This is a genomic window from Chitinibacter sp. ZOR0017, from assembly GCF_000799095.1.
GTDB classification, from domain to species: domain Bacteria; phylum Pseudomonadota; class Gammaproteobacteria; order Burkholderiales; family Chitinibacteraceae; genus Chitinibacter; species Chitinibacter tainanensis.
Map to the genome: position 1 here is coordinate 322,346 of NZ_JTLG01000021.1, position 24,083 is coordinate 346,428.

Consider the following 24,083-nt stretch of genomic DNA (forward strand, 5'->3'; position numbering starts at 1 on the left):
TTGGCGAGTCTGTCATTGTGACGACTGCCGACTACAAAATTACTGCACCGCGTCTTTCAGTGATTTACCAGCGCGGAATTTTGGCTGTTTCGCCGCAGCGATCTTGATTGATTCGCCAGTGCGTGGGTTACGACCAGTGCGCTCTTCGCGCTCTGATACATAGAAAGAACCAAAACCAACCAGCGTCACTTCTTGACCACTTTTGAGCGCGTTGGAGATCGCTTCTACGGTTGCATCCAGCGCTTTACCAGCTGCGGCTTTTGACAGGCCAGCTGATTCAGCGATTGCGTCGATGAGTTCCGATTTATTCACTTACATCCCCTTTCAATTTTGATTAGACCAATCCGGTTGGTAGATTGCTTAATGTTTATATCAAGACCGCAAAATCAGTGTCAATCAATGCTTGACGCTGTGTTGGTTTGTATCAACGCTTGCTACCGGCAAGGATTCTTCCCCGGCAGTACTGGCTGGCGCTGCTTCTGGCAGTCGCTCCAGCGCATAGCTGAGCACCTCATCAAACCACTTGACGGGGTGAATAGCAAGCCCTCGTTTCACGTTATCAGGGATTTCACTCAGGTCTTTGGCATTTCCATCCGGAATCAGCACGTGTTTGATGCCACCGCGGTGCGCCGCCAGCAGTTTTTCCTTCAGCCCACCGATGGGCAATACCTCGCCGCGCAGCGTAATTTCACCGGTCATGGCCACATCACAACGTACGGGTATACCCGTCAACACCGATGTCAGCGCAGTGGCGATGGCAATACCCGCCGATGGGCCATCTTTTGGTGTGGCTCCTTCGGGCAAGTGGATATGCATATCATTTTTCTGGTAGAACTCGGGATCAATCCCCAAGCTTACTGCTCGTGAACGCACGACCGAGAGTGCAGCCTGAATCGATTCCTGCATCACATCACCAAGCTTACCGGTTTGGATCATCTTGCCCTTACCCGGCAATTTCACCGTCTCGATCGTGAGCAACTCACCGCCGACTTCAGTCCAGGCCAAGCCCGTCACCTGACCGATTTGGTTTTGCTGTTCGGCCATACCAAAGTCAAAACGCCGCACGCCCAGATATTTCTCCAGGTTTTTGGCATTCACCACGATCTTTTTGTCGCTTGGCTTCAGCAGCAAAGCTGTTACAACCTTACGGCAAATCTTGGCCACTTCACGATCCAAGCTGCGCACACCGGCTTCACGCGTGTAATAGCGGATAATATCGCGCACTGCCGATTCGCTAATCTGCAGTTCGCCCTCTTTCACGCCGTTATTCTTCATCTGCTTGGGCACCAGGTACTTGAGCGCGATGTTTACTTTTTCATCCTCGGTGTAACCCGAAAGACGGATGATCTCCATCCGATCCAGCAGCGGTGCCGGGATATTGAGCGAATTGGCGGTGGCTACAAACATTACATCCGAGAGGTCATAATCAACCTCTAGGTAGTGGTCGCTAAACGAATGGTTTTGCTCAGGATCCAAAACTTCCAGCAGCGCCGCAGATGGGTCACCACGGAAATCACTCCCCAGTTTGTCCACCTCATCCAGCAAGAACAGCGGGTTTTTCACGCCCACCTTGGTCATGCTTTGCAAAATTTTGCCGGGCATAGAGCCAATGTAGGTGCGACGATGCCCGCGGATTTCCGCTTCATCCCGTACCCCACCCAGCGCCATACGCACGAATTTACGGTTTGTCGAGCGCGCGATGCTCTCCCCCAGCGAGGTTTTACCCACCCCTGGCGGCCCAACCAAGCATAGAATCGGGCCTTTGAGCTTTTCTACTCGGGTCTGCACCGCTAGATACTCGACAATGCGCTCTTTTACTTTTTCCAGACCGTAGTGATCTGCATCCAGCACAGTTTCAGCTTCGGTCAGGTCTTTGCTGATCTTAGTTTTTTTCTTCCAAGGCAATGCCAGAATGGTATCGATGTAATTGCGCACCACCGTCGCTTCAGCCGACATAGGCGACATCATGCGCAGTTTTTTCAACTCGCCTTCAGTCTTTTCGCGCGCTTCTTTGCTCATACCAGCGGCTTTGATCCGTTTTTCCAGCTCATCCAGATCGGCGCTCTCATCAAGCTCACCCAGCTCTTTCTGAATGGCCTTGACCTGCTCATTGAGGTAATACTCGCGCTGACTTTTCTCCATCTGGCGCTTTACTCGCCCACGGATGCGTTTTTCTACCTGCAGAATATCCAACTCAGCCTCAAGTTGCTTCAGCAGATGATCCATGCGTTCGGCAACATCTTCCATCTCCAGCACGGCTTGCTTTTGCTCCAGCTTAAGGGGCAAATGTGCCGCAACGGTGTCGGCTAGACGGCCCGCGGTATCAATTCCAGCCAACGATGACAAAATCTCAGGCGGGATTTTTTTATTCAGTTTGACGTATTGATCGAACTGCCCCAGCAAGGTGCGGCGCATGGCTTCGGTTTCATTGCTGTCTTCTACAGCTGGCTCTTGCGGAATCGCCACCACACGGTAATAGCCGTCGTCGTCAACCAGCTCCAGCACTTTGGCACGCTGCACCCCTTCAACCAGCACTTTCACCGTACCATCTGGCAGTTTAAGCAATTGCAATACCGTGGCGACGGTGCCAATCGGATAAACATCCGCAAAGGTTGGCTCATCTTTGGCGGCGTTTTTCTGCGCCACCAACAGAATATGCTTGCCAGAATCCATGGCAGCTTCGAGTGCCTTAATCGATTTGGGGCGCCCCACAAACAGTGGAATCACCATATGCGGAAACACCACCACATCCCGCAAAGGCAACACTGGGAATGAAGTCGTTTCTGAAGGCAGTAATGAATGCTCGGACATGTTTTATGACCTAGTCAGGGATATAAGACTTAATATGTGGCTTCTTGGGCGTTTATTCAATCACCCGCCACAAAATAGATACACCCAGCCTGATGCATGCTCAGGCTGGGTGTCTAGCTTAGGAATTAAACTGCAGCAGAATCAGCTGCAACTGGCACGTATTCAGGCTGTGCTTTACCAGCAATCACTTCCGGCGTAACGACTACTTTGGCTACACCTTCCATCGCCGGCAGCTCAAACATGGTATCCAAGAGCGTTTGCTCGACAATCGAGCGCAAACCGCGCGCACCGGTTTTGCGCTCCATCGCCTTGCGGGCAATTGCAAGCAAGGCTTCAGCGCCGATTTCCAGCTCGACTTCTTCCATCGCAAACAGTTTTTGGTACTGTTTGATCAGGGCGTTTTTCGGCTCAGTCAGAATTGAAATCAGCGCAGCTTCATCGAGCTCGGCCAAGGTAGCCACCACTGGCAGACGACCAACAAACTCAGGGATCAAACCAAAGCGAATCAGATCATCGGGCTCCACTTCGTGCAGCAATGCGCCGATAGATTTGCTGTCATCCTTGCTATTGACCTCAGCACCAAAACCGATCCCGCCCTTCACCGAGCGATTGCGAATGATCTTATCCAAGCCTTCAAACGCACCACCGCAAATGAACAGGATATTGGTGGTATCCACCTTTGGCATATCCTGATTCGGATGTTTGCGGCCACCATGTGGCGGCACCGAAGCGACAGTACCTTCAACGAGCTTCAGCAAGGCCTGCTGCACGCCTTCACCTGAAACATCACGGGTAATCGATGGGTTTTCTGACTTGCGGGCAATTTTGTCCACTTCATCCAGATAAACGATGCCGCGCTGCGCTTTCTCGACATCGTAATCGCATTGCGCCAAGAGTTTGGCAATGATGTGCTCAACGTCTTCACCCACATAGCCCGCTTCGGTAAGCGTAGTGGCATCAGCGATCACAAACGGCACATCCAGCGTTTTAGCCAGGGTCTGCGCCAGCAGCGTTTTACCTGAGCCAGTTGGGCCAATCAGCAAAATATTTGATTTAGCCAGCTCCACTTCATCACCGGCCACCCCTTTGGTTGACAGGCGTTTGTAGTGGTTATACACCGCCACCGCGAGGATCTTCTTGGCGCGCTCTTGGCCGACCACATACTGATCGAGCACATCGCGAATTTCGGTCGGCAGTGGCAAACGCTTGCCGTTTGGCGTGGTTGGCTCAAGCTCGGTCACCTGCGCAGCTTCTTCGCGGATCACATCCGTGCAAAGCTCGATACACTCGTTGCAGATAAAAACTTGTGGGCCGGCGATCAGTTTTTGCACTTCATGCTGGCTTTTGCCGCAGAACGAGCAATACAGGAGTTTATCGTTGGATTTATCTGACATAGACAGCCAATTCCGCGTTAATTCATTCAGAGAAACAAAAGCCGCCAGGGTTGCTGGCGGCCTTTTAGGGTCTGACTTACTGGTTAACCTGCCAGCGCGGCTCGTGAAACCAGTACCTGATCCACGAGGCCGTAGGCTTTGGCTTCTTCAGCATTCATGAAGTTATCCCGATCCGTATCGCGCTCGATCGTTTCGAGATTCTGGCCGGTATGCTCAGCCAGCAATTCATTCAAAGTCCGTTTGGTCTTCAGCAATTCACGGGCATGAATCTCGATATCGGAAGCTTGCCCTGCCAAACCACCAATCAGTGGCTGGTGAATCATGATGCGTGAATTAGGCAGCGAGAAACGCTTACCCTTCGCACCACCCGACAGCAGGAATGCGCCCATAGAGGCCGCCATACCCACACACAAAGTCGAAACATCAGGCTTGATGAACTTCATCGTGTCGTAAATGGCCATCCCGGCTGTTACCGAGCCACCTGGCGAATTGATGTACAGCGAGATGTCCTTGTCTGGATTTTCTGACTCGAGGAACAGCAGCTGTGCCACGATCAGATTCGCCATCTGATCATTGACCGGGCCCACCAAAAAGATCACCCGCTCTTTGAGCAAACGCGAATAGATATCGTAGGCGCGCTCACCTCGGCCGCTTTGTTCCACGACCATCGGCACCAAGCCAATATTGTGCGGATCAAAATCCATCAATGACATCTCCACAGACTAGATAGAAAGATCAAGCTTATTGCTGACCCATCAACTCGTCAAATGCAATTGCTTGCTCTGTAACTTTGGCTTTTGAAAGCACGAAGTCAACTACGTTATCTTCCAGCGCCATATTGGTTGGTGCAGCCAGACGCTCTGGGCTCGCGTAGTACCAAGCCACCACTTCAGATGGATCTTCGTAGTTTTGCGCCAGATCTTCAACGATGGCTTTCACTTGCTCTGGCTTAGCTTCCAGCTTTTCAGCTTTCACCAGCTCAGACAGAGTCAGACCAAGATGCACACGGCGTTTAGCTTGGGCTTCAAACAAAGCGGGGTTGAATGGCACCATTTTTGGATCGATGCCGCGCGCTTGCATATCCGCTTGCGCACCTTCAACCAGACGGCCGATTTCCATCGAAACCAGTGATTTTGGCAATTCGATTGGCGTCGCATCAATCACGGCGCTCAGCGCAGTCTCTTTCACGCGAGCTTTCAGGCGGAAACGTACTTCACGCTCCAGATTGGCTTTCACTTCTTCGCGCATTTTAGCCACATCGCCATCGGCAATGCCCAGGCTCTTCGCGAATTCAGCGTCAACCTCTGGCAGTTGTGCCGCAGCCACGTTTTTCACCGTGATGGCAAATACGGCTGTTTTACCAGCAACGTCTTTACCGTGGTATTCCGCTGGGAAGTTCACAGTAACGTCTTTGCTCTCGCCTTCTTTCATGCCCACTACGCCAGCTTCGAATTCTGGCAGCATCTGGCCTTTGCCGATCAGGAAGGCATAGTTTTCAGCGGCACCGCCAGCAAACTCAACGCCATCAATCGCGCCTTTGAAGTCGATGATTACACGATCGCCTTCAGCAGCAGCGCGCTCTACGCGCTCGTAACGGGTACGTTGGCTACGCAGGATATCAACGGTTTTGTCGACTTCAGCATCGCTCACAGTCAGGGTTGGCTTTTGCAGCTCAACACCGCTCAAGTCGCCCAGCTTCACTTCTGGATACACTTCGAAAGTCGCTACGAATTCGAAATCGCCGCCTTCAGTGCCTTCTTTAGGCTCGAAGCGTGGGTAGCCTGCCACTTGCAGGTTTTGCTCAACCACGGCTTGACCGAATGAACGCTCAACGGTTTCACCCAGCACTTCTTCCTGAATACGGAAACCGTAATTCTGGAAAACCACTTTCAGCGGTGCTTTGCCTGGACGGAAGCCGTCGATCTTGGCAGTTTTAGCAACGCGCTTGAGGCGGGCGTCAACTTGTTTGCTGATTTCGTCGCGTGGTACTGAAATAGACAGGCGACGCTCTAGCGTGCTCAGAGTTTCCAGTTGTGCTTGCATGACCAGTAATCCTCACAGGTGCTCCGGATGGAACCACCCGGCATAGACTTGGATGTAACTTTAATTTGAAAAGAATTCGATGGTGCGAGCGGAGAGACTCGAACTCTCACACCTTGCGGCGCTGGAACCTAAATCCAGTGCGTCTACCAATTTCGCCACGCTCGCTTTTTAAGCCGTTACAGATAATAACGACTGAAATGTCTAGGTGCGCACTATAGAGCATGCTTGGCAAAAAAACAATCAATAGCGTTAAAAATCTTTCCATGAGTCGCGGTAATGCTGCGCTTGACGCAAGTGCGCATGGCAAAGCGCGGCGGGCCTCGTTTATACTCGCGGATAACCCTAACCCGCTTGCAATGCATTGAGGCACGCCATGAAAAAGATTGAAGCCATCATCAAACCATTCAAACTCGATGAAGTGCGCGAAGCGCTGTCTGAGCTCGGCATCTCCGGCCTCACAGTCACCGAGGTCAAAGGTTTTGGTCGCCAAAAAGGCCACACCGAGCTATACCGCGGCGCAGAATACGTGGTGGACTTCCTGCCCAAGGTAAAAATCGAAGTGGTGCTATCAGATGATCAAGTCGACACCGCCATCGAAGGCATTATCAAAGCAGCGCACACTGGCAAGATTGGCGACGGCAAGATTTTCGTGAGCCCGGTTGAGCATGTAGTACGGATTCGTACCGGCGAAACCAACGATCAAGCGGTGTAATCTCGCCGCTGACTGGCAATAAAAAACGGCCTTAATGGCCGTTTTTTATTGCGCCTTGCTTGGATTAATCCGCCAACTCCAAGCCAGCCTGCGCCACGCGCGACCAATCGAGCGCGGCATCCAGCGCATCAGCCAGCCGGTCAATTTCGCGCTCGAGCAATACTTGAGCATCGGGCACAGCGCTGGGCGCCAGCTGGTAACCCGCCCACGCCAGCAGCGAGTGCAGCGCGGCCGGCTCGTCAAAGAGGCCATGCAAATACGTGGCGATAATCTGCCCATCGGGCGAGACCCAACCATCGTAGCGACCATCATCCAGCGCAGCAAAGCGCGGCCATTCGGGCTCATTGGCAGCGCACCAAGTCGAGCGACCAACGTGGATTTCATAGCCTTTGATCGGCACCTGCTCTGCCAACAACTGCCCCGCTACATTAAGCAACTGCTTTTCAGCCTCTAATACGGTTGCTATAGGTATATGCCCCAAACCATTGGCAGATATAGCTCCTGACTCAACACCCTGTGGGTCAGCAATCGTCTCGCCCAAGATTTGCAGCCCACCGCACACGCCAATCACCTTGCCGCCATAGCGCAAATGCCGCGCGATTTGCACATCCCCCCCCTGCGCGCGCAAATGCGCCAAATCGCCGAGCGTATTTTTGCTACCAGGAATAATCAGCAAATCGCACTCAGGCAGCGGCGAATTGGGGTTGGCAAACTCGCAGCGCACATTGGGTAAGCGGCGCAGCGGGTCGAAATCGGTGTGGTTAGAGATATGCGGCAGCGTCGCAATCACGATGCGAAATTCACCGTCGGCATTGGCTATCGTTTTGGGCAGCGCGTCTTCAGCAGCGATTTCCAGCCCATGCAAATACGGCACCACCGCCAATACCGGCTTACCGGTTTTCGCTTCCAGCCAATCGCACCCCGGTTGCAGCAGGCTAATATCGCCGCGAAAACGGTTGATGATAAAGCCTTTGATTCGCGCTTGTTCCGACTCGCTCAAGCAGGCCAGCGTGCCGACAAAATGCGCAAATACCCCACCGCGATCAATATCGGCCACCAGCCACACCGGGCAATCGGCCTCTTCGGCAAAGCCCATATTGGCAATATCGCCTTGCCGTAGGTTGACTTCGGCCGGGCTACCCGCGCCCTCGACAATCACCCAGTCATACTGCGCCGCCAAGCGCCCCCACGACTCGAACACTGCGCGTTTGGCCGTCGCTTTGTAGTCGTGATAATCAACCGCATCGAGGTTACCGATGGATTTGCCCTGAATAATCACCTGTGCACGGCAATCGCTTGAGGGTTTGAGCAGCACCGGATTCATATCGGTATGCGCCGCCAAGCCACACGCCACCGCCTGCACCGCCTGCGCGCGGCCAATCTCGCCACCGTCCTCGGTCACCGCCGAATTAAGCGCCATATTTTGCGGCTTGAACGGAGCAACTTTCACGCCACGGCGCACGAGCAATCGACACAGCGCGGCGGTTAAGGTCGATTTACCTGCATCGGACGTGCAGCCTTGAATCATCAGCGTGGGCATGATTTATTCCAATAGGTATCTGGCTGCAGAACATATTAAATCAATAGCTACAGCCATATACCCTTATTGATTGTCGAGCAGGAATTGTTTTTGTGTGGCGACAAAATCTGCCAAGTGCGACAAAAACGGCGCATGCGCGGCTTTGTGATGCAGCCGAAATTGTGCCTGCGGCAAGGCGTTGGCCAGCCACATCCCCGCCGCCAGCGGGGTCAGCGTATCGCGATCGCCGTATTGCAGCAGCACCGGGCAATCGACTTTGACCACTTCGGCGCGCAAATCGGTATCGCGCAGGATATTGAGGCCATCGGCCAGATGCGCCAATTTGGGTTCGCCGTGTTTGAATAAATCGGCGAGCAATTCACGCGTCACTTCACGCGCGCTAGCGTCGCCCATTGCTTGCAGGCTGATAAAACGCTTTAGCGTGCCTTGCCAATCGGTCTGCAGTGCCGCAGCAAATTGCTCCAACACCTTTCGCGCCATCGCCGGTTGCCAATCTGGCCGTTGCATAAAACACGGGCTGGACGCGACCAGTGTTAGCGAGCGTACTTTATCGCGTTGCTGCAAAGCCCACTGCGTCGCCACCGCGCCACCGAGCGACCAGCCGACGACTTGCACTGGAAACGGAAACGCCGCATCGACCGCATCCACCATCGCCGGCAAAGTCAGCGTGGCGTCGTCGGCCAGTTTACTGCCGCCATGCCCGGGCAGATCGACAATATGCAGACAAAAATCGTTTTCCAGCTCACGCGCAACCGCCTGCCACACCGAGCCATTCATCGCCCAACCGTGCAACAGCACCACATCGGGGCCGCGGCCCCGCGTTTCAATCTGCAAATCCATACTCTCAGCCATGAAAAATTAAGACACCGTCTGCAAAAGCTGCCGCAGCGCGGCGTGTTGCGCAGCACTTAAGCGCTCGCCCGCCAGCGCCACGGTCTGCAGCCCCAGCTCGCGATAGACCGCGTGCAAGGACTGGGGCAAGACCGCCAGATGCGCCGCCACGGTGCGGTGATCGCCCCGCACAATCGGGCCGGTTAGCGCCGCGGCGGGCCCCAAGGCGGCAATATTGTGAAGCGTTTGCTGCATCAGGCTGGCAATCAGTGCGTGCGCCACAGGCTGATCTAGCCCAGCCTGAGCAGCGGCCTGCTGCGCCAGCGCCGCTAACGCAACCTGAAAGTTCGACGCCATACTGAGCGCGGCATGATACGCCTGTTTGCGCTGCGCACCATCGGCGGCCGGCAAGTAGATGCTCTGCCCGCCCAGCGCCTGCGTAAATATATCCAGCGTCGAGAGCGCCGTTGGCGCGCCCTCGAGCGTGCAAAAGCTACCCGCAAACGTGGCCACCGCGCGCGCGGGGTCGGCAAAGGAAAACGCCGGGTGCCAGCTGGCACAATGCGCGCCTTGCGCCGCCAGCGATGCAAGTTGATCGGCCGCCAGCGCACCGCTAGCGTGAAACACCACCGCACCCGTATTCACCACGCCTGCTTGCGCCAACTCGGCGGCCACGCTGGCAATTTCGCCATCGGGCACCGCCAGCAGCCACAAATCAGCCGGCGGTAAAGCGCTCAGTTGCGCGGCCACTTGACCTGCACCAATCCACTCGCAAGCGGCAGTACTGCTCACCAAGCTGCGTGAATAAATGCCAGCCAGAGCATACCGCCCGCTTTGCTGGGCCAGCTGCGCAATACTTTTCCCCAAGCGGCCAGCGCCAAGCAGATTGAGCGTTAGCATGCGGCCGCCTTTGGCTGCGCAAGCAGCACCCGCCCAATCTCGGCACACAGCAAAGCTACTTCATCGGCGGTATGCGCGGCCGACAGCGTCACGCGTAGCCGTGGCGTGGGCACGGTGGGTGGGCGAATGGCCGCCACCAAAATCCCTGCTGACAACAACGCCTGCGATAAAGCCAAGGCCGTCGCGTTATCGGCCACAATAATGGGCTGGATGGCGGTATCTGAGGGCAATAGCTCGCAGCCTGCCGCCGCTAATTCAGTCGCAAAAAACTGCTTGAAATAACGAATATGCGCCTGCAGCCGCTCGCGCCGGGCCTCGTCTTGCTCGATGACATCCAGACTGGCGTGCAGTGCGCTGGCCAACAGTGGTGGCGCGGCGGTGGTATAGATATACGCTCGGGCGGTATTGACCAGATAATCAATCACCACCTGCTCTGCAGCGATATACGCCCCAGCCACCCCGGCGGCCTTGCCCAGCGTGGCCATATAAATGATCCGCGGCGAGGCGAGCCCCAGCTCGGCCAGGCTGCCGCGCCCCTGCCCCAGCACTCCAAAGCCGTGCGCGTCATCAACATACAGCACCGCATCGTAACGTTCCGCCAAATCCAGATAGGTGGCCAACGGGGCCAGATCGCCATCCATGCTAAACACCGCGTCCACGGCAATCAGCTTGCGCGCCGCGCTGGAGCTCGCCAATAACCGCTCCAGCTGCGCCACATCATTGTGCGCAAAACGTTTGAAATCGGCGCGCGCGAGCTGGCAGGCATCATTGAGCGATGCATGGTTGAGCTTATCGGCAAACACCGCATCGCCGCGCCCCACCAGCGCCGAAATCACCGCCAGATTGGCCATAAATCCGGTCGACACCAAAATCGCCGCGGGCTTGCCGCTGAACTCAGCCAAGCGTTTTTCCAAAGTATGCTGTGGCGTGAAATGGCCGGTGACCAAATGCGCGGCCCCGCTCCCCACCCCCCATGCTGCCGCACCCTGCTGGGCGGCGGCCACCACAGCCGGGTGATTAGCCAAGCCCAGATAATCATTGCTGCAAAAATTGAGCACCGTGCGGCCATCGTGCAAGCGCACGTGCGCGCCTTGCGGGCTGGCCAGCTGGCGGCGTTCGCGCCACAAATGCTGGGCGCGGCGCTGTGCTAGCGTGTCTTCCAGCTCGGCAAACAGAGAAATCGTCGACATAGGCGGACCATTCATTCAAGGTGTCGCATTATTTTAACGGAACCATCCAGTGGGTCGATAATCAATCTGCATAGCGGCAGCACAATTATTACCGTTGCAGCAGTGCGGGGAAAACGTGATTTATTGTTTCTGGTCATACGATGAACCGCCCCAGTACCGGCTATTTAAGATATGATGCCACCTTCTGAAAAATAGCGATTTCATGCCCTGCATTTATAAACGTTCGTTTGAATTTGAATGCACTAAGTGATGGGCTGAAGCAGTGGATTGAGTTGAATGAAGTGTGTTGATGATTTTCGCCTGACATTTAAAAACCCTGCAGGCGGCGAGGAAAAATACGTACCGATCATGATCGGGGGAATGGGCGTGGATATTTCCACCGCCGATCTGGCTCTGGAAGCCTGCCGCCTAGGTGGGATTGGCCACATCTCCGATGCAATGATCAAAACGGTGACCGATCGCCGCTATAACACCAAATACGTCAAAGAAAAGCTCAAGAAATACAAATTCAACGTCAACAACAGCGATAAATCCGTAGTTCAGTTCGATCTGGATGAGCTGGCGGTAGCCACTCGCCTGCATGTCGAAGCGACGATGGAGCGCAAACAAGGCGATGGTCTGATTTTCATCAATTGTATGGAAAAGCTGACCATGAACGCGCCCAAAGAAACCCTGCGCGTGCGCATGGCTGCGGCGCTGGATGCCGGCATTGACGGCATCACCCTGGCCGCCGGTTTGCACCTTGGTTCATTTAGCCTGATTGAAGATCACCCGCGTTTCCGTGAAGCCAAACTGGGCATCATCGTGTCTTCAGTGCGCGCACTGCAGCTGTTTATTAAAAAATCGGCCAAGACCAATCGCCTGCCCGATTACGTGGTGGTAGAAGGCCCACTGGCGGGCGGCCACCTTGGCTTTGGCATGGATTGGGCCGAATTCAAACTCGAAGACATCGTGGCCGAAGTCGTGGCCTGGATCAAAGAGCAAGGCTACGACATCCCGGTGATTGCCGCTGGCGGCGTTTTCACCGGCGCAGACGCCGTGCGTTTTCTAGAAATGGGCTGTGGCGGCGTGCAAGTGGCCACCCGCTTTACCGTAACCAAAGAATGCGGCCTGCCTGATGATGTGAAACAGGAATACTTCAAAGCCTCAGAAGAGATTATTGAAGTGAACCAGATTTCGCCAACGGGCTACCCAATGCGGATGCTGAAAAACACCCCGGCCATTGGCTCCGGCATCCGCCCCAATTGCGAAGCTTATGGCTATTTGCTGGATGCCAACGGCAGCTGCTCCTATATTCAGGCCTATAACAAGGTACTGGAAGAAAATCCGGATGCGAAAAAAATCTCGGAAATCCACGTTTACGAGAAAACCTGCCTGTGCACCCACATGCGTAATTTCGATTGCTGGACATGCGGTCATTACACCTACCGCCTCAAAGACACCACCAACAAATTGCCAGACGGTCGCTACCAGTTGCTAACTGCCGAGCATGTGTTTAAAGATTATCAATTCAGCAAAGGCAATACGATTGCCTTGCCAGAGCTGGATGAAAGCGCGGTTTAATCCACGCCAAAAAAGAATAACCCGCTTTTGAGCGGGTTTTTTTATTAAGAGGAATGCCCAAGTTGAGAACCAATCGGCATGAAGTCAGCCTCAGAATCTGGCACCCAAGCATTGAACCCGAAGATATCACTCGAAATCTCAACCTTAGGGCTGACATTCAGAATCGCCCAGGCGAAATACGGCAAAATCGTATGGGCAATCCAATACCTAATTCTGGGCAGGGTACGTACTGGGTGCACGAATACGCCTCATCGCCTCATGAATTAGAAACTAATTTAGAAAGAATCATGCAGCATCTACTTGCAAAGAAATCGCTCATCTCGGAGATCAGCCAAACTGGTGGACGATGCGAATTGTTCGTTGGCATTTTTCTGGGGGATTATTCGATGGGCTTGGATTTTAGGCCAGAGTTAATGAGTATAGCTGCGGAATTGAACATTCATCTCGCACTTGATCTCTATTCGAGCTAGATAACCCAGCCCCCATCTCAGCATCACCCCCCAGCTATGTCAACAATTGACTCAAGCGACGATAGACAGAAATAAAGACTCTTTACGTCAACTTAATAATCTCACTATCTTTTGCCAGCACCGGCGCTAGGCTCGCCAAATCTGCCGCGCACAAAGGTAGGCGCAATTCATTGCTGGCGATCCGCCCTTGGCGATGCATGATCGCCTTCGCAGGGATTGGGTTGGCGGCTAAGAATAGTGTTTCGGAAGCAGTGCGCAGCAGATCGCCAATTGCTTCACCTGCCAGACCTTTTTGCACCCAGTGCGCCACTTGCTGTGGCCACACATTGCTCGCCACCGACACCAGCCCAGCTGCGCCCAGTTTGGCGTGTTCGGCAAACAGCACATCGTCGCCTGAATACCAGGCAATTCTTGGGAAAGCAGTTTTAAGCTCAGCAAACCGCACTGCATTGCCGCCCGACTCTTTGACCGCCCAGCAATTAGGGTGAGCAATCAAGCCAGCAAGCGCAATATCCGACAGCGGCACACCTGCGCGCGATGGAATGTTGTAGAGCATACAGGGCTTGCTTACCGCATCCAGCAAGGCGCTAAACCAGCGGCGCTGGCCCTCGGCGCCCGGTTTGGCGTAAATGGGCGTCACCAGCAAATACGCATGCACCGGCAGCGTTTCGCAAAAGGTCAGCCACTCAAGCTGGCTAGCCAGATCAAGCCCACCCACTCCCACCATGATCGGCACCTGCAAATCCAAGCTACAGGCATGAGTAAGCACGGCTTTACGCTCGGCCAAGGTCAGATTGGCACCTTCGCCAGTCGAACCCAACAGCAACACCCCGGCTCCTGCGGCTTCCTGCTCACGCAATAAACCCGTGAGGGCATTTAAATCCAGTGAGGTATCGGTGGCAAACGGCGTAATCAGGGCGGTCCACAGCGCAGTGTGGCGCGGATCGAGAGCAGTCGTCATAGGAATCTCCAATTCAAGACACAACGATTGGAGAGAGGAAAAGTGCGGTAATGACAGATGCGCCCCTGCGCATCTAAAGGCAGATCATCACCAAGAGCACTCCAGCACCCCAATGCGCGGCAAGGCACACAGCGGGCTACTGACAGTCCAGGGGATTCAGCCCCTGCAACCAGCACCGGTGAATCGCATGTTCAACGGTACTTCGGCCTTGCACCCCCTGGTACTGCGTCGCGGAAACATGCGTTTCTCGGCAGTACGACCTGGGCAAGGCGCCTCTCTTGTCGTTCAGAGCCGATATTGTCGCGGCGAGCACGGCGCTTTGTCAAACGCTGGTCATGCCAGCTATCCTAAGCCAAGCCAGTACCGGCATCTTGATGCAGATCGAAACTAGACTCTATGGCCACCCAAATACTCCCGCTGGCCCTGCGCGCCCAGCTGCTGCAGCAATTAGCGGCCGGTGAGCGGGCCGGCTTAGCCCTGAGCCAAACACTGGCCAGCCGACACCTCCCCCCGCCCCTGCACGCGGGGCTAGCCCAAGTGCAGCGAGCGATTGCCCGCGGGGAAACCCTGAGTGGCGCAGGCGCGCGTGCCGGCTGGTTTAGCCTACCCATCGCCAGCCAGATTACCGCAGGCGAAACCGCTTGCTGCTTGGCCGCCGTGCTGCAGCGGCTGGCCGCACAGGAAAACCACTGGCTACTGTGCTGGCGCGAATGTCGTGCCCGGCTGGCGCTGCCGCTGTTGTTATTTTTGCTCAGTAGCCTACTCGCCCCCTTGCCTGCGCTGGCCGCAGGCACTCTCAGCTTAGGCTCCGCCTTAATGGGTATGTTGATAAAAGCATTGTTGATTATTGCTTTGCTGTATATACCTTGGCGGGTATATACAGCTATCCGCAATGAGCAGCCACACGGGCACTGGCTGCTGGCGGGGCTAATGCATATTCCAATTATCCAGCGCTAGTTGTGGGGTTCGTTGCTATGTCGCTGGCTCAACCACTGGGCGGGCCTCATTCAAGCGGGCATCGACCCAGCCAGCGCCAGCGTCCACAGCAAGGTAAGCATGCCCCTACCCCAGTTGCAACGCGAGTGCTTGCAACTGGGCCAATTGCTACAGCAAGGCATGGCGGTCAGCGTGGCGCTGTCCCAGCTGGGCTGGCCATGGCCTGCCAGCACCATCAGTCGCATTACCGTTGCGGAGGCCAGCGGCACTCTGGCCGATTTGCTGCTGAATTTGGCCGCAGAAATGCAGCACCAACAAAGCGCTCGCTTGCGCAGACTGAGCCGCCTTATTCCGAGAGTGCTGTATGTCTTAATTGGGGTAGGTATCGTGCGCGGCTTGCTGTAACGCCGCCGCGATTAAGCGCGATCCAGCGGACGACTGGCGGCGCCCTGATTACTGAGGCGACCATCGGCGCTATAGCCAATATCCGGGTTGCGCGCAGCCGCAAGGCTCGCCATCAGATGGCGGTTAACTTCTTCGTGGCTTTGAATCAATTGGCCGTTGCTACGATTGAGCATATCGGCTTGGCGTGCTTGCAGCAATAATTCTTGCCACAGCGGCAAAGCCTCACCTAAATGCGCTTCGATGGCATCGCTGCTCAGCCAGCCTTGTTGCTGGCAGTAAGCGCTGCGTGCGGCCGTGGCTTGTTCGAGGGCTTGCAAGGCGCGCAGTTTGGCTTCGATCAGCTTGGTAACGAGGTCAAACTGGCGTTGAATCAGGGCTTGTTGCTCTTGTTGCAAAATAGGCAACAGAAGCTGGACTTGGCTCAGCTCGGCGGCGAGCAAATCCGGTAGAACGTTTGACATTAGCGGGCCAGCAGCTCTTTCACGCTTGAGAGTAGGCCATCGGCAATGGCTTCAGGCTTGACCGCGAAGCGGCCTTCAGCGATGGCCGCACGAATTTGCGCCACTTTGTCGGCATCGAATGTGGCTTCGTTGCTGGCTACGCCAGATAGTTTGCTATTTACACTGCTGCTCACGGCAACCGTGCTGTCGGCTTTTTCGGCCGTACTGCTGCGCACTTCCGTGGGCTTGGCGCCCAGCCCGGCCAGTGGCTTACCCGAGTTGTCGATTTTCATGATGCTTCCCCTACCGTTAGCTACGGCGGCTTGAGTCGTCGTGATTGCTATTATGCCAATAATCGGCAGTAGCAGGAATTTCTTTAGCAATTCAACTGATTATCAGCCTATTCTAATACACTTTTTGCCCGCACAAAGGCAAAAAGATAGCCAGCACCGCGCTCATCCTTTAATGTAAACCGGATTATCTCATTCCACCCCGCTCTGGAGCTTGGTAAACCGATGAACGTTTTTCAAAGCCAGTTTGGTCCGATCGAAGTTGATCCCGACACCATTATTCATTTTCCGGCCGGCCTGCCCGGGTTTGAGCATTGCCATCAATTCAAATTGCTGCACGAAGAAAAACCCAATCCCAGCGTGTATTGGCTGCAATCGCTTGATGACGCTGAAGTTGCTTTCTCGATTGTGGGCGCCGAGCGTTTAGGTTTTAACTATGTGCTCAAGCTCAGCGACGAAGAATGCGCGCAAATCGAACTCACCGATGCCAGCGATGCCATGCTGTTTTTGATTCTCTCGCGCCCGGATGGTGAACCGATTCGCGCCAATACCCTCGCCCCGCTGGTGATCAATCTCAAAGCGCGCAAAGGCTTGCAAAAGCTGGATGTGAAAGCCGATATCGTCTTTAGCAACACCTGATTTGCCGCACCGCAACAGCTAAAACCCAGCCTGTCAGCTTGGTCACGGTGAGCTGTTGCTGTATGATTGCGCGAAATTTTAAGGCGGGATCGTGCCCGCCTGTCTGCGCTATCCGTGGCGCTTCTGGAGTTTTACAGCATGAAAACCACCTTCCTTGACTTCGAGCAATCGGTTGCCGAGCTTGAAAACAAGATCGAAGAGCTGCGCTACGTGCAGGACGATTCGGCCGTTGATATTTCGGTAGAAATCTCGCACCTGGAAAAGAAAAGCCAGGAATTAACCAAGAACATCTACGCCAAGCTCACACCGTGGCAGATTTCGCAGGTTTCCCGTCATCCGCAACGGCCTTACACCTACGATTACATCGCAGGTCTGTTTACCGATTTTCAGGAATTGCACGGCGATCGCGCCTTTGCCGATGATTTGGCGATTGTGGGCGGCTTGGCTCGCTTTAATGGTCAGAGCGTGATGGTGATTGGCCATCAGAAAGGCCGCGACACCAAAGAAAAAATCGCCCGCAATTTCGGCATGCCCCGTCCGGAAGGCTATCGTAAAGCCTTGCGCCTGATGAAACTGGCCGAAAAATTCAATATTCCCGTCATAACCTTTGTCGACACCCCGGGTGCCTACCCTGGGATTGGCGCGGAAGAGCGTGGGCAATCGGAAGCGATTGGCCGCAATCTGTATGAGATGGCCAAACTGCGCGTGCCGGTGATTTGCACGGTGATTGGCGAGGGTGGCTCCGGCGGTGCCTTGGCGATTGCCGTGGGTGACGTGGTACAGATGCTGCAATACTCAACCTACTCGGTGATTTCACCCGAAGGCTGCGCAACGATCTTGTGGAAAACCGCCGAGCGTGCCGCCGATGCGGCCGAAGCACTGGGCATTACCGCCAGCCGCCTGAAAACCTTGGGGCTGATCGATAAAGTGGTCACCGAGCCAGTGGGTGGCGCACATCGCAATCCGCAAGAAATGATGGCGACTTTGAAAAAATCGATTGCCGATTCGCTCAAAACCCTGAAAGCAAAAAGCGTCGACGAGCTCTTGGATGCCCGCTTCGATCGCCTGATGGAATATGGTAAGTTCAAAGAAGAAGCCAGCGCCTGAGTGGGCGCAGGCCAAGGCCTTTATCGCCGAGTTTTGTGAGCGTTCGCGCGCGCAAACTGAAACCAACAACGGGAGCTACGGCTCCCGTTGTGCCTTCCCGCGCCTGTGTGTGGGCTTTTCGGGCGGGCTCGATTCCACCGTGTTGCTGCACTGGTTGGCCGGCCTACAAGCCGAGCTAGGCTTTACGCTCAGCGCTGTGCATGTGCATCACGGCCTCTCGTCCAATGCCGGGCACTGGGCTGCGCACTCCCAGCAGGTGGCCAGCGCTCTGGACATCGAATGCACTGTCGTGCAGGTGAATGTCGCACGCGACAACGGGCTAGGCCTGGAAGGCAGTGCGCGCCAGCAGCGTTATCAGGTGTACGCGCAGCAAGACTGCGAGGCCATTGTGCTGGCCCATCATCTGAACGATCAGGCTGAAACCTTGCTACTGAATCTGCTGCGCGGCGCTGGCCCGGCGGGCCTGGCTGCCATGCCACGTGAACGGGCTGTGCAAGCCTCGCAGAATGCCGAAACCACAACAGCCCTACTGCGCCCCTTCCTAGGCATCAGCCGGGCCGAACTGGAAAACTATGCGCAGGCGCAGCAACTGCGCTGGATTAACGACGAAAGCAACGCCGACCCAAGCTTTAAGCGCAACCACATCCGCCAAGCACTGATCCCGACCATTGAGGGTATCACGCCACAAGCCTTAACCTTATTGGCGCGCAGCGCCATACATCAGGCACAAGCCCACGAATTGCAGCAGGAAATCGCGCAGCAAGATCTCGCCCATTGCCTTGATGAAAACGCCGCGCCGCTGGGCGCGCTTAATCTGGCGCAATGGCAAACACTGAGCACCGTGCGCCAGCACAATGCCCTGCGCCGCTGGCTGGCGCGCGCCGGCATGGTGCTGGAATTACGGGCATTTAATGAATTACTGCGCACGGCGCTCCAAGCCGAGGCCGACACGCATCCGGCGCTGGTCTGGCGCGGTGCGGCCGTGCGCCGCTATCGTGGGCAGCTGTATCTGTGTAGCGCGCGTGATCACGCCGGGCCCGCGCTACAATTTGACCACCCGCCGCAAGCTGGTGAGCGCATTGATCTGCCCGGCTGGCAAGGCGCACTGTCTTGGCAAGCCGCGCAAGGCGCGGGGCTCAAGCCCGCTTTGCTGACTCAAGGCTGGGCCGTGCGCGGCCGGCACGGCGGCGAAATGCTCAAGCTCGGGCCACAGCGCCCCACGCGTTCACTCAAAGCCCATTGCCAAACGCTGGGCATTGCGCCATGGTTGCGCGAAACGACCCCGCTGATCACCATTGCAGATGAGCTGGTGGCCATGCCCGGCGTCGGGTGTGCGGCGGCGTGGCAAGTGGCAGCCGATGAAATCGGTCTGCTGCCAATCTGGCAGCCCTACCCCGCCCATGTATCAGCCTAAAACCTAATATCAACAATACCTAGCAAGCTATACCCCTATGGCCAAAAAGAACAGCAGCGAACAAAGCGCCCCTCAACACACGCCGATGATGATTCAGTATCTGGCGCTGAAAGCCCAGCACCCCGATAAGCTGGTGTTTTACCGCATGGGCGACTTTTACGAGCTGTTCTACGACGATGCGGTGAAAGCCGCCCGGCTGCTGGACATCACCCTCACCACCCGCGGCAGCAGCGCCGGCGAGCCGATCAAAATGGCCGGCGTGCCATTTCATTCGCTGGAGCCCTATCTCGCGAAATTGGTACGGATGGGCGAATCGGCGGCCATTTGCGAACAGGTGGGCGATCCAGCCACCAGCAAAGGCCCGGTCGAGCGCAAAGTGATGCGGGTGATCACGCCCGGCACCCTCACCGATGCGGCGCTGCTGGATGACAAACAAGAAAACCGCGTGCTGGCCATTCGCATGCAGCGCGGCAAAATGGGTCTGGCCTGGCTCTCGCTGGCCTCAGGCGATTTTGCCCTCCTGGATACCGAGGCCGAAAAACTCGCCTCCGAGCTAGAGCGCCTGCGCCCAGCGGAAATCTTGCTCAGCGACGAAGCCGAGCTGTCACTCTTTGATCAACTGCGCGTGCCGGTGCGCCGGCTACCCGCTTGGCAATTTGATGCGGGCAATGCCGAGCGCCTACTCACGCGCCACTTTGCTGTGCATGATCTGGCCGGTTTTGGCGTGGGCGAGCCACTGCTGGCGCTGGGCGCAGCTGGCGCCTTGCTCGAATACGTACGCAGCACGCAGGGCGGCACACTGCCGCCGCTGGCGGGTTTGCGGGTAGAAAGCCACAGCCAGTTTATCGAGCTCGATGCCGCCACCCGCCGCAATCTGGAGCTGACCGAAACCATTCGTGGTGAAGCAGCCCCCACGCTGTTCTCGCTACTGGATCATTGCGCCACCGGCATGGGCTCGCGCCTCTTGGCCCAATGGCTGCACCATCCGCTGCGTCAACACACCCGGATTCTGGAGCGCCAGGCCGCGATTGGCACCCTGCTGGATCGCGGTGACGGCCCCGGTCTGCATGCGCAGTTGCGCGAAATAGCCGACATCGAGCGCATCGTGGCACGCATTGCGCTTAAATCGGCCCGCCCGCGCGATCTGGCCAGCCTGCGGGACAGCTTGGCCGTATTACCCACGCTAGCCGCACAACTACCCCATGAAGGGCTGTTTGCAGGCCTGAGCCAAGCGCTGGCGGCGGAGCCCGTGATTCATGCGCAACTGGCCGCGGCCATCCAGCCCGAGCCGGGCGTGGTGATTCGCGAAGGCGGCGTGATTGCGGATGGCTACTCGGCCGAGCTGGACGAACTGCGCGGCATTCAGAATAACTGCGGCGAATTTCTCACCCAGCTGGAAGCGCGCGAACGTGAGCGCACCGGCATTGCCAATCTGCGGGTGGAGTACAACCGCGTAGCCGGCTTCTTTATTGAAGTGACCAATTCCTACACCGGTCAGGTGCCTGATGACTATCGCCGCCGGCAAACCATGAAAAACGCCGAGCGCTACATCACGCCGGAGCTCAAGCAGTTTGAAGAAAAAGCCCTTTCGGCTAACGAGCGGGCACTGGCGCTGGAAAAACAACTCTACGACGGTGTTTTGGAAGCCCTGCAAGCCCATTTAGCTGCACTGCGCCTGGCCGCCAGCGCCGTTGCTACGCTGGATGTGCTGGTGTGTCTGGCCCAGCGGGCCGAGCAATCGGGCTATGTGGCGCCAGAATTTTGCCAAGAACATGTGCTGCAGATCGACGCCGGCCGCCATCCGGTTGTCGAAGCCCAAATTGATGATTTCATTCCCAATAGCGTGGATTTTCACCTCGGGCGCAAATTACTACTAATTACCGGCCCGAATATGGGCGGTAAATCGACCTATATGCGGCAAGTGGCCTTGATTGTGCTCATGGCCCATGTGGGCGCCTATGTACCAGCCAGCAGCGCGCGGATCGGGCAAATTGACCGCATCTTTACCCGTATTGGCGCCAGCGATGATCTGGCGGGCGGGCGCTCAACCTTTATGGTGGAGATGACCGAAACCGCGAATATCCTGAATAACTCGGGCGAGCATAGCCTGGTGCTCATGGATGAAGTGGGCCGGGGCACCTCGACCTTTGATGGCCTGGCGCTGGCCTGGTCGATCGCGAAAGCGCTGATCGAGAAAAACCGCAGCTATACGCTATTTGCCACGCACTATTTTGAGCTGACGCGTCTGGCCCAAGATTACCCGCAAGTGGCCAATGTGCACCTAGACGCAGTAGAGCACAAAGACCGCATTGTATTCCTGCATGCCGTGCAAGAAGGCCCAGCTTCGCAAAGCTACGGGGTGGCCGTCGCCAGCCTCGCGGGGGTGCCGCGCGAGGTAATTCGCCACGCCAAACGCAAATTACTTGAGCTAGAACAATCGAGCTTCACCCATAGCTTGCAGGCGGATCTATTTGCACCCACATTGGCAGCTGATCCCGAGCCGGAAGCCCATCCGGCCGTGGATGAATTAGCTAGGGTAAACCCTGATGAACTTAGCCCGCGCGAAGCGCTGGAGATCATCTATAAACTCAAGGGCATGGTCTAGCGCGGCAGGTAGAACTTCGGCAATATTTACCCTGCTTTGGGCGCTTGGCTTCACTAAGCTCAGTACATAGTCATCACCACTTGCAAGGATTTGTTATGAACTCGGTCTCTGATCTGGCAACACCTATTGTTGATCAACAAGGCACTACTTTGCTCGACCTCGCCCGCTTACTTAAAGCCGGCGATCAGCAAAGCGGCATCGAGCTCAGCGACTTTAAAGCCCGCACCGCGCACGAGCTGCGCCGCTTTGGTGAAGACCTTGCCAGCCACCTCAGTATCCATGCCCATGTGCAGGTGCCCCCCGCCTATCAGCTGCGCAGCACCAGCGCCGGTGGCGTGATGGTGGTGGGTGATCACCCCAATAAAGTCGCCATCGAGCAGTATCTGAATCAAGATACCCGGCTACTGAAATGGTTTAAGGAAATCGAGGTGCTGTTTGAAATCCAGCGCCGGCTGGAGCTGGATCAGGGCGGCGAAGAAATGCGCGGCCAGGTCTTTAATCTGGGCATGACCAGCATCGGTAGCATCGCTTTCTTTACCAGCGAAGCTTAAGCACCAGCCGCTGCACAGGCCGCCATGCGCGGCCTTTTTTCTTTTTTAGCGCCAAAGCCAGTATAATGGCCTGTTATTCCACGGATTTGATTTGCCCATGAAAACCACCAAAGCCCGACGCCCGCAACCCGCCATTCGCGAAGCGCGCGCCAACGATCAACAGCGTGCTTCATTTGGCCAGCGTAAAACCGCCACCGCCAAGTCATCCACGCTGGCCGGGCCAAACATGGGCCGCTCAACCGGTAGTAAAAAAATCAGCACGGCCCGCCAATCTCCTACTTCGGGCCTGAGCAAGATGGTCGCGCAAGCCATCGCCAAAACAGCAGCGGCGCGCGAGGTGCAAGGTCTGCCAGACGCCAGCACTACCCCGGAAACCACCAAAACCGTTATTCGCGATAGCAAAGTCAAAACTTCAGTAAAGCGCGCCAAGAAAATGCCACAACGGCAAGCGTCGCAACACGAAGTGGCTATCCGCAAACAACTACGGGAAAAGCGCGTTACTACCGATCAGCTAGGCGACGATCGCCTGCAAAAAGTGCTGGCCTTCTCAGGCGTGGGCTCGCGCCGCGAAATGGAAGAAGTCATCGAAGCTGGCCGCGTCAGCATCAATGGCAAAATCGCCGATCTGGGCAGCAAAGTTAGCCCTGGTGATGAAGTACGGATCGATGGCAAACGCGTACCGCTGAAATGGCCAGATCGCCTGCCCCGCATCATCATGTACCACAAACAAGAGGGCGAGCTGGTAAGCCGCGATGACCCGGAAGGCCGCGTTACCGTGTTTGATCGCCTCAAGCGGATTTCTTCCAGCAAATGGGTAGCGATTGGCCGATTGGACTTTAATACCTCCGGCCTGCTGCTGTTCACCACCTCGGGCGAATTAGCCAACCGCATGATGCATCCGAGCTTTGAAGTCGAGCGCGAATACGCCGTACGGGTGCACGGGCAACTGACGCCAGAGCAAATGAAACAGCTGGTAAATGGGGTTGAGCTTGATGATGGCCCAGCCAACTTTAGCCGGATTGAAGATCGCGGCGGCGAAGGTAAAAACCACTGGTACCACGTGGTGCTAAAGGAAGGTCGGAATCGTGAGGTACGCCGGATGTTCGAACATTTCGAACTGGTGGTTAGCCGACTGATGCGGATCCGCTTTGGTACTTTCCGCCTCCCCGGGCGCCTGAAACGCGGTCAGTTTTATGAATTATCCGAGACTGAAGTACTCTCGATCATGAAATGGGCCAATCTCACCATTACCGGCACCGTGAAACCACGCTAAACCTTGCT

At 56.0% G+C, this 24,083-nt stretch carries 23 protein-coding genes, 1 tRNA gene and 1 riboswitch; of the genes, 11 read left to right on the plus strand and 13 right to left on the minus strand.

The genetic code is table 11. From position 1 onward, the window contains the following. Window positions 1–39: 39 nt before the first annotated feature. From L991_RS08470 to L991_RS08495, 6 genes are all read right to left on the minus strand, one after another. Window positions 40–312 (minus strand): HU family DNA-binding protein, encoded by a 273-nt coding sequence (locus tag L991_RS08470; RefSeq protein ID WP_028448819.1) that lies wholly within the window; start codon window positions 310–312, stop codon window positions 40–42. Window positions 313–396: 84 nt separating this feature from the next. Then, entirely contained in the window at window positions 397–2,811 is a 2,415-nt protein-coding gene (gene lon, locus L991_RS08475; RefSeq protein ID WP_047394011.1) for an endopeptidase La, read from the minus strand. Window positions 2,812–2,936: 125 nt separating this feature from the next. Then, window positions 2,937–4,205 carry an ATP-dependent Clp protease ATP-binding subunit ClpX gene (gene clpX / locus L991_RS08480; RefSeq protein WP_047394014.1) on the minus strand — a complete coding sequence of 423 codons (1,269 nt, stop codon included), beginning with the start codon at window positions 4,203–4,205 and terminating at the stop codon, window positions 2,937–2,939. Between the two features lie 83 nt (window positions 4,206–4,288). Then, window positions 4,289–4,918 (minus strand): ATP-dependent Clp endopeptidase proteolytic subunit ClpP, encoded by a 630-nt coding sequence (gene clpP / locus L991_RS08485; RefSeq protein WP_034618664.1) that lies wholly within the window; start codon window positions 4,916–4,918, stop codon window positions 4,289–4,291. 28 nt (window positions 4,919–4,946) lie between these two features. Continuing rightward, window positions 4,947–6,248 (minus strand): trigger factor, encoded by a 1,302-nt coding sequence (tig, locus tag L991_RS08490; RefSeq protein ID WP_028448815.1) that lies wholly within the window; start codon window positions 6,246–6,248, stop codon window positions 4,947–4,949. A gap of 80 nt (window positions 6,249–6,328) precedes the next feature. Continuing rightward, window positions 6,329–6,413 (minus strand) — tRNA-Leu (locus tag L991_RS08495). A gap of 208 nt (window positions 6,414–6,621) precedes the next feature. Here L991_RS08495 and L991_RS08500 point away from each other — a divergent pair. Beyond that, complete coding sequence (locus L991_RS08500; protein ID WP_028448814.1) at window positions 6,622–6,960, plus strand: P-II family nitrogen regulator; 339 nt, start codon at window positions 6,622–6,624, stop codon at window positions 6,958–6,960. A gap of 64 nt (window positions 6,961–7,024) precedes the next feature. On the opposite strand, the gene L991_RS08505 is transcribed toward L991_RS08500, so the two are convergent. The 4 genes from L991_RS08505 to bioF all read right to left on the minus strand — a co-directional run bounded on the left by L991_RS08505 (window position 7,025) and on the right by bioF (window position 11,421). Continuing rightward, on the minus strand, window positions 7,025–8,500 hold the full coding sequence (locus L991_RS08505) for a cobyric acid synthase (protein WP_047394021.1): 1,476 nt from the start codon (window positions 8,498–8,500) through the stop codon (window positions 7,025–7,027). A 63-nt stretch (window positions 8,501–8,563) separates the two neighbouring features. Then, window positions 8,564–9,340 carry a pimeloyl-ACP methyl ester esterase BioH gene (gene bioH / locus L991_RS08510; protein ID WP_047394024.1) on the minus strand — a complete coding sequence of 259 codons (777 nt, stop codon included), beginning with the start codon at window positions 9,338–9,340 and terminating at the stop codon, window positions 8,564–8,566. A gap of 18 nt (window positions 9,341–9,358) precedes the next feature. Next, the gene (locus L991_RS08515; protein ID WP_047394026.1) at window positions 9,359–10,231 is read right to left on the minus strand and encodes a Rossmann-like and DUF2520 domain-containing protein; all 873 of its coding nucleotides are present in this window, start codon (window positions 10,229–10,231) and stop codon (window positions 9,359–9,361) included. Further along, entirely contained in the window at window positions 10,225–11,421 is a 1,197-nt protein-coding gene (bioF, locus tag L991_RS08520; RefSeq protein WP_081986601.1) for an 8-amino-7-oxononanoate synthase, read from the minus strand. The genes L991_RS08515 and bioF overlap by 7 nt, the downstream gene beginning before the upstream one ends. A 276-nt stretch (window positions 11,422–11,697) precedes the next feature. Between bioF and L991_RS08525 the strand changes: the two genes are divergently transcribed. Together L991_RS08525 and L991_RS18035 are read left to right on the plus strand one after the other, a co-directional pair. After that, the gene (locus L991_RS08525) at window positions 11,698–12,984 is read left to right on the plus strand and encodes a nitronate monooxygenase (protein WP_047394031.1); all 1,287 of its coding nucleotides are present in this window, start codon (window positions 11,698–11,700) and stop codon (window positions 12,982–12,984) included. Window positions 12,985–13,037: 53 nt separating this feature from the next. Beyond that, window positions 13,038–13,454, plus strand: coding sequence for a DUF4279 domain-containing protein (locus L991_RS18035; protein WP_081986594.1), 417 nt, complete (start codon window positions 13,038–13,040; stop codon window positions 13,452–13,454). An 82-nt stretch (window positions 13,455–13,536) separates the two neighbouring features. On the opposite strand, the gene dapA is transcribed toward L991_RS18035, so the two are convergent. Further along, window positions 13,537–14,415, minus strand: coding sequence for a 4-hydroxy-tetrahydrodipicolinate synthase (dapA, locus tag L991_RS08535; protein ID WP_047394035.1), 879 nt, complete (start codon window positions 14,413–14,415; stop codon window positions 13,537–13,539). 86 nt (window positions 14,416–14,501) lie between these two features. Continuing rightward, window positions 14,502–14,701: riboswitch (Lysine riboswitch) on the minus strand. A 110-nt stretch (window positions 14,702–14,811) separates the two neighbouring features. Here dapA and L991_RS08540 point away from each other — a divergent pair. Then, window positions 14,812–15,372, plus strand: coding sequence for a hypothetical protein (locus tag L991_RS08540; protein WP_047394038.1), 561 nt, complete (start codon window positions 14,812–14,814; stop codon window positions 15,370–15,372). Window positions 15,373–15,384: 12 nt separating this feature from the next. Next, window positions 15,385–15,756 (plus strand): type II secretion system F family protein, encoded by a 372-nt coding sequence (locus L991_RS08545; protein WP_231550518.1) that lies wholly within the window; start codon window positions 15,385–15,387, stop codon window positions 15,754–15,756. Between the two features lie 11 nt (window positions 15,757–15,767). Here the strand turns inward: L991_RS08545 and L991_RS08550 are convergent, their stop codons facing one another. Both L991_RS08550 and flgM read right to left on the minus strand, forming a co-directional pair. Beyond that, entirely contained in the window at window positions 15,768–16,217 is a 450-nt protein-coding gene (locus tag L991_RS08550; protein ID WP_047394046.1) for a flagella synthesis protein FlgN, read from the minus strand. Continuing rightward, window positions 16,217–16,489, minus strand: coding sequence for a flagellar biosynthesis anti-sigma factor FlgM (flgM, locus tag L991_RS08555; protein WP_028448805.1), 273 nt, complete (start codon window positions 16,487–16,489; stop codon window positions 16,217–16,219). The genes L991_RS08550 and flgM overlap by 1 nt, the downstream gene beginning before the upstream one ends. Before the next feature lie 222 nt (window positions 16,490–16,711). Here flgM and fliW point away from each other — a divergent pair, with 222 nt between their 5' ends. The 6 genes from fliW (at window position 16,712) to rluB (ending at window position 24,075) form a co-directional block, all read left to right on the plus strand. Next, complete coding sequence (gene fliW, locus L991_RS08560) at window positions 16,712–17,125, plus strand: flagellar assembly protein FliW (RefSeq protein WP_028448804.1); 414 nt, start codon at window positions 16,712–16,714, stop codon at window positions 17,123–17,125. Window positions 17,126–17,263: 138 nt separating this feature from the next. Further along, the gene (locus L991_RS08565) at window positions 17,264–18,232 is read left to right on the plus strand and encodes an acetyl-CoA carboxylase carboxyltransferase subunit alpha (RefSeq protein ID WP_028448803.1); all 969 of its coding nucleotides are present in this window, start codon (window positions 17,264–17,266) and stop codon (window positions 18,230–18,232) included. Then, window positions 18,201–19,646: a tRNA lysidine(34) synthetase TilS gene (gene tilS, locus L991_RS08570; RefSeq protein ID WP_052190743.1), complete on the plus strand. Its 1,446-nt coding sequence runs from the start codon at window positions 18,201–18,203 to the stop codon at window positions 19,644–19,646. The genes L991_RS08565 and tilS overlap by 32 nt, the downstream gene beginning before the upstream one ends. Window positions 19,647–19,683: 37 nt before the next feature. After that, a complete protein-coding gene (mutS, locus tag L991_RS08575) occupies window positions 19,684–22,251 on the plus strand; it encodes a DNA mismatch repair protein MutS (protein ID WP_047394050.1) in 2,568 nt (855 codons plus the stop codon). 95 nt (window positions 22,252–22,346) lie between these two features. Beyond that, complete coding sequence (locus tag L991_RS08580) at window positions 22,347–22,802, plus strand: hypothetical protein (protein WP_047394053.1); 456 nt, start codon at window positions 22,347–22,349, stop codon at window positions 22,800–22,802. Window positions 22,803–22,899: 97 nt separating this feature from the next. Continuing rightward, a complete protein-coding gene (gene rluB / locus L991_RS08585) occupies window positions 22,900–24,075 on the plus strand; it encodes a 23S rRNA pseudouridine(2605) synthase RluB (protein ID WP_034618662.1) in 1,176 nt (391 codons plus the stop codon). Window positions 24,076–24,083 lie beyond the last annotated feature (8 nt).